At 66.5% G+C, this 1,749-nt stretch carries 1 protein-coding gene; it reads right to left on the reverse strand.

The window, feature by feature from the left end:
• Positions 1-1,615: IS1634 family transposase (locus GA0115254_RS46755; RefSeq protein WP_256102874.1), on the reverse strand; the 1,615-nt coding region annotated here is incomplete at its 3' end.
• Positions 1,616-1,749 lie beyond the last annotated feature (134 nt).

Below are 1,749 nucleotides of genomic sequence, written 5' to 3' on the forward strand. Positions count from 1 at the left end.
TCTCCAGCCAGCGGGGTCTGGTTTCGTCGATGCCGAGGAGTTCGAGCAGGTGTGCTTGGACTCCTTGGTTGATCAGGATGGTGGGTGGGCTGGTGCTGGTGCCGGGCCGGAGCATGAGACTGTCGAGGTGGTAGAGGATCATGCGGCCGGTGGGGCGGACCTTGCGGTTGTCGGGGTAGAGACCGGCCATGGTCTGCTCGGATCCCAGGGACTGGCGGACTTGGCGCTCGATCAGGCAGAACACCAGTAGGCCCAGGCAGATCACGGTGAGCAGTGCCGTGATGCGGCGGTTGTGTTCGAGGAAGATCGGTGCGACGGCCAGCGGGCCTTTGAAGTCGCTGTAGCGGCGCTCGACCACGCCCTGGCCTTTGTAGCGCCGGAATACCTCGGCGGCATCGGCCTGCTCTGGAGTGAGCGGGGTCACCAGGGCGTACCAGCCGTCGGCTGCGGCTTGGGAGGCGAGGATGTCCTGGTCGAAGTGCCAGGTCAGGGATGGGCGCCCGGCGTCGTCGGTGGTGACGGTGGTGTGCAGGCAGTGTGCGACCCGGCGGGTCCTGGCGATGACGCCGATCCGGGCTTCGACCTTCGCCGCGGTGTTGTAGTACCGGCCGCCGGCCGAGTGCTGCAGCTTCTGCAGGTCCTCGGTGGCCCGGGCCAGGCGTTTGGCGCGGGCGGCCTGCTGGCCTTTGGCGTTGCCGGTGGAGTGGACCAGGATCCTGCGCAGTCGGTGCGCGGGATCCTTCTTGCGGGGCCCGGGCATGACGTGGACGTCATCCAGAACCCGGTAGGACTCGCGCTGGTCGGCGGGGGTGTTCCGCTCGCGGTCACGGTCGTTGACGTAGTCGACCGGCTGCGCGTGCTGAACGTCCAGGGCGGCGTAGACCTCTGCTTTGACCTGGGCGGCCGGGACCGGTGCGATGAAGTCGACCTTCGCGTCCAGCAGCGCGGTGATGTTCGGGTAGGAGACGAGTTTGGAGTCGGCGACGAGCAGGAAGTCCTTGCGGTCGGCGATCTTCCGCAGGGCTTTCATCGCGCCGACGACCTGCGCGACCTCGCCCGCGCCGCCGTCGTAGGCCCGGTGGAATACCGGGATGCCGCCGTCACGGCTGACGGCCAGCCCGGCCTGGATCTGCTTCAAATCGACCCGCCGGTCTTTGGGGTGACCGTACTTGACCTGCGGAAATCCCTCCTCCTGGTCCTCATACGCACCGAACATGGACATGCTGGTCATGTCCCAGTGGATCTGTGCGACGTCGATACCGAACTCCGCGATGGCCTGCGCGCCGACCGAGCCGGTGATCTCCTCCAGATGCGGTGCGATGGCGTCCAGGGCCCGGGCCAGCCGGTCGTCGTTCAGGAGTGCGGGATCCACACCGAAGACCTCATCCACCGCCCAGGCCCGTGCCCAGTTCTCAACGCGGACCATCGAGGTGGGCACGGACAGGCGGTTGGCGACCAGCACCTCGATGACCTGCCCGTGTGTCACATGCGCCACATCCCGGACCGGACACAGCTCGTCGATGATCCCGGCCACGTCCAGTCGGCGCAGAAACTCGGCAGAGGCAGGCAGAGCGCCCAGACGCCTCTCCACCACAGGAGCTAACTCCACCGTCATACGAGGACGTTGAACCCGGGAACGACGCGAACGAGATATCGGCACACCACACATCCCACCGAATGACCACCCTCGAAACAGCGGTCATGCCGTCCATTCATCCGAACGTGTCATGTGCGGAGGATCGGGCTAGC

It is taken from the genome of Streptomyces sp. Ncost-T10-10d, from assembly GCF_900091955.1.
In the GTDB taxonomy this organism is placed as follows: domain Bacteria; phylum Actinomycetota; class Actinomycetes; order Streptomycetales; family Streptomycetaceae; genus Streptomyces.